We start from the raw sequence: 3,983 nt of genomic DNA, 5'->3' as shown, positions 1-3,983 counted from the left end.
TATAAACATTATTTTCTTCAGAACTAAATGAAGGAATACAACACATAACATTCACATTATTATCCGGATTTCCTTGTAATATTCCGTGTCTGATATATGCTGTTACACTGCATCTGCATAGTGGGTGGAATGGTACTAAGTTGCTGGCTTCGTCGATTGGGTAGATTTTGTCTGCTGCTTTTCTGCATATTGCACAAACATTATCATCACCTGCGGTTAATATTTTTACTTCTCTTACTCCGTAGTTGGCGTAGGATTGTAATCGGCCTTGGGTCATTGCACGTGCAGTTTCAGTACGTGCAATCATCATTGCTCTTTGGCGAGCAGATAGTGTTTTTCCTGTGAGTGATGTTTCATGTGCGTGGAGTATTTTTTGTGCTACTTCAGGCATTGTTTCTCCAGCGACAATACCATTGAAGATTTGTGTTCTAATATGCTTTTTTAAGTCTTCATTTACATTATTGATTAAGGTGAAGTTATAATTTTGTAGGAATTTTAATCCATATTTGGTGGCGTCATTGTAGTATTTGGTTCTTCTTATTTCTTTGTATCCATTTGTTAATCCTGTATCATAGATTTTATTGATGATTTCATCAGCGGTTAATTTGGTGTCTTCGATGATGTCTTGAGTATATTCATCTATTTCTTTGAATGCCTGGTCGTTGTATCTAGTATAATCTTGAAATATTCTTTTTGCTTCATCACTGTCTAGCCAGTCGATGTAGAATTGTATTTGTTTATTGAATCCGTCTGTGATTTTATTGTAGTATCTTATTTCTTCGGGGCTTAATGTGGATGTGTCGAATAAGTCTTTGTTGAAATTACAGATGTCCATTAGTAATTTGTTGGTTTGGATTCTTCTTTCTGTTGCTGAAATCATGTTATTTGCCTCGAGAAATATTTTAATTTTCTAATTTATATAAACAAAAAAAAATAATGGGTTTTTCCTCAACAATAAAAAGAAAATTATATTATGGTAAAATAATGAAGTGATTAGTTTCCATCTAAAAAAAGTTTAAAATACTCTTTTAGAAGAAAAATTATAAATTTTGATTATTAAAGATTTATTCTATTTAATAAAAAATATTGCTCTATGATTTACTAATTCTAAGTAAAAAAATTAAATTGTTTTATGTCATTTGTTTTCATGTTTGCCATTACTTCCAACGGACAGTCTACCAAAATATATTCTCTTTTTTATTGTTTCATCGGATAAAAAATGGATTTTAAATTCTTTCAACACTGTAATATTTAATTCCAGCATATCCTCTCATTGCATTATCAATCATGCTATGAGTACAACGATAGAATCCTTTTGTTGGATCTGCCACATAGTAATATACTGTTCCATAATCGTAGATTACTATATAATGACCAAAGTTACCTTGCCATCCACCACAGGTTACACCACCAGTCATGATATGACCAAGTACAGGCTTTCCAGCATCAATAGCTGCTTTAACACCATTAATATTACGTGGTATTTCAGTTACTTTGAATCCTAATTTTTTTGCACCTGCAATAAGGTTTGCTGGAGATGTTCCATTTCCAGTTGTATAACATGCATTAGCGAATGCTGAAATACTTGTTGATTTACCTAGTATTTGTGAACACATAGCCAAAGAAGTCGGGCCGCAGGTATATGAGTTCGGTTGGTATTGTATTTTAATAGGATTATAAACTATCTCTTTTTTTACTGGATCTGCTACAACATGTATTGTGTTGATTATTTGTGATGCTAAATGAGTATCATCACCACGATATTTTGCAGTTAATTGATATGTTCCAGGTTGGAGATTGATATTTAATTTATATAATCCTGATTCATCAGGAGTTCTGGTATAAGTTACACCATTTATTGTGATGTCTACGCTTCCTGCTACTCTTCCATTGTCATCATATACGGCACATTGATATGCTGTTTTGTCACTGAATGCTTTGGTGATGTTAGTACCTTCCATTCTTGTGACTTTTTTAGGTTTCTCATCTATATGTATCGTGTTCTTTTTAACAGTATTGAATGATGAAGTTGATATATTATAGTCACCTTTGCCTAAATTAATATTTAATTTGGCTTCACCCACCATATCTGTAGTTCTTTCATAATTAACTCCATTGATATTGAAGATTACTGGAACACCAGATAATCTAACACCAGTACTTGATGATGCAATTGCAATAAACTGTGACCCATCATGCTCTTGCATCCTCATATCCTGAGTAGATAATACTGGATTGACAGTTACTTTACAGTATGCTGAAGTATAATTGAAATCTTCATCAATAAAAGATATTAACGCTTCATATAATCCAACACCTAAATTAACATTTAGTCTTGCTATTCCATCATTATCTGTTTTACGTGAATATGTGACCCCATTAATTTTAATATTTAAATTTTTATCCACCAATGGAGAGTTATTCTCATATAATGCGATTTCTAATGCATCTTTTTCACCAAAGATTTTGTTTAAATCTTTGGTTATTATGCGAGCATTTCTTTTATTATTACTGAATATGTTTTTTATGAAGTCTATGAAATTCAATGTAGAATTCCTCCTTTAAAAGTTTATTTTTCATTTGGTTTTAATGTTTAACATGCATTTTTTTGTTTTCGTGTGTAAATAGCAGCATTTTTCGAGTTCATGAGGGCAGTGTTTACGGTAACAACAACCATCACAAAAACTAGTATCCTTTTCAGATTTCATAAGTCATCAACAAAAAAAAATAAAGAATAAATAAATTTAATTAAAATCTCTAATAAAAACACCACTACCATAGGAACTGTGTTTTGTTCCAGAATAATGAGTTAATCTAATATTACCATTAGCATCTAGACTAACTCCCATTATACCTGTTCCATTCCCATATGGTAGAAAGTGATAACATATATCTGCTCCAGTGACAGCCAGTTCTCCAACTGTCGCAGCTGTGGTATGAGTACCCTGTGTAGATGAACCTGGTGATGCATCAATTAATTGCCATATTATATACTTTTTATCAATCATCATGTATTTAAAAGTCCCACTACAACTATTTAAATTTAAATTAACAGTTTTTACTCCATTATCGTGTGTATGGTTACCTGCTGCAGCTGTTGTAGATGTAGTACCTAAACTTGGTAAAGTAATTGTACGATCTGTTGCGCCACTAATATGTCCCGTACTATTACTAGTGAACTGTGTAACTTTAAAACTACCTCCAAAACCAGGGCTCTGATTAGATGTTGGATTACCCGTTTTTGATGTTCCACTTGGGTGAGTATATGCATTTGCTTCGGTATCAATACCATCTAATTTTGTTTTATCTGAACTTGACATTAAACCATCCACAGATTTTGTTGCAACATCTGTTGTAGCAATTGTTCTCCAAGCTCTCCATCCAGCACTATTATGATAAATTCTATAAAATATTGAAGGAGATTGTAACCAATATTGTATTAATATTTGAACAAAACCATTAGGTATATCATAAACAATTAATAATCCTCCTTGTTGGTCCGGAGCATTTGTACTATTTGTTTGTTGTGTTCCAAAAATCCTATAAGCACCAGGTGTTTTATAATCATTATAATCAATAGCTTCACTTATTAAAGTTGTATTAGTAGTCCATTTAGCATCAACCAATGCTTTTAATGCTTTTCCTTGACCCGCACCTAATGCCAAACCATCCCCATCATCAGTCGTTAAATTAGTAACTAATTTATTATGCCCATAATTCGCACTAGTACCCACACCATAAGTTGTTGCACTACTTGCATGACTTGTAGGTGCTCTTGAGGTATCGACTGGATGAACATGATCCCCACGAGCAAAAGTATTTAATGAACCCACAGATTGTGCACCATTCATTTTAATATTAGTAGCAGTGCCTTCAAAACTTCCTGCAGACACCACACCATTAGTACCTGTAATCAATGGTTTATTAGCAGCAGTTCCCACTTTACCATCATTAGTAATACTTCCATGGGCGTGGCTAGTAGG

3 protein-coding genes are annotated in these 3,983 nt (G+C 32.9%); all 3 read right to left on the bottom strand.

What is annotated here, in order from left to right; all coding sequences use genetic code 11:
* On the bottom strand, positions 1-880 hold an 880-nt coding region (locus IJQ68_RS04110; RefSeq protein ID WP_292797302.1), incomplete at its 3' end, for a phage minor head protein.
* A gap of 346 nt (positions 881-1,226) precedes the next feature.
* Positions 1,227-2,546: a cysteine peptidase family C39 domain-containing protein gene (locus IJQ68_RS04105; RefSeq protein WP_292797299.1), complete on the bottom strand. Its 1,320-nt coding sequence runs from the start codon at positions 2,544-2,546 to the stop codon at positions 1,227-1,229.
* Between the two features lie 198 nt (positions 2,547-2,744).
* On the bottom strand, positions 2,745-3,983 hold a 1,239-nt coding region (locus IJQ68_RS04100), incomplete at its 5' end, for a pyocin knob domain-containing protein (protein ID WP_292797296.1).

Origin of the sequence: Methanobrevibacter sp. (assembly GCF_017447225.1) — an archaeon.
GTDB lineage: Archaea > Methanobacteriota > Methanobacteria > Methanobacteriales > Methanobacteriaceae > Methanocatella.
This window is presented reverse-complemented; position numbering and strand designations above follow the sequence as displayed.